General features: G+C 63.6%; 1 protein-coding gene. It reads left to right on the forward strand.

All coding sequences use genetic code 11. The features are described 5' to 3' along the window. Nucleotides 1-315: 3-methyl-2-oxobutanoate hydroxymethyltransferase (locus tag AC1D0P_RS30265; protein WP_477680110.1), on the forward strand; the 315-nt coding region annotated here is incomplete at its 5' end. Between the last annotated feature and the right edge of the window lie 111 nt (nt 316-426).

Here is a 426-nt window from a genome sequence, read left to right on the forward strand (position 1 = left end):
GTGCCGGACCGTGTCGCCGAACTGATTTCCAAATCGACGCCGCTGATCATGCTCGGCATGGGCGCCGGCCCCGGCGCCGACGCGCAATATCTGTTCACCGAAGACGTCCTCGGCCACACACGCGGCCACAAGCCCCGCCACGCCAAGACCTATCGCAACTTCGCCGCGGAATTCGAACGGCTGCAGCAGGAACGGGTTTCGGCGTTCAAGGAATTCATCTCCGACGTCCAGACCGGCGCCTATCCGGCGACCCAGCACGTGGTGCCGATTTCCGATGACGAGTTCGAGAGTTTCAGGAAGCGCGTCACGGGCTGAAGCTCCAGGGTCGTCCGCAGCGACGTCGGCCTCCCTTCGGCGGCGTGAGCAATCCGACCTCTGGCTCGGCAGTTCCCACGACTGAATGGGGGCCTTTACCGAACGCAAATA

It is taken from the genome of Polaromonas sp. P1_G2 (assembly GCF_056405515.1).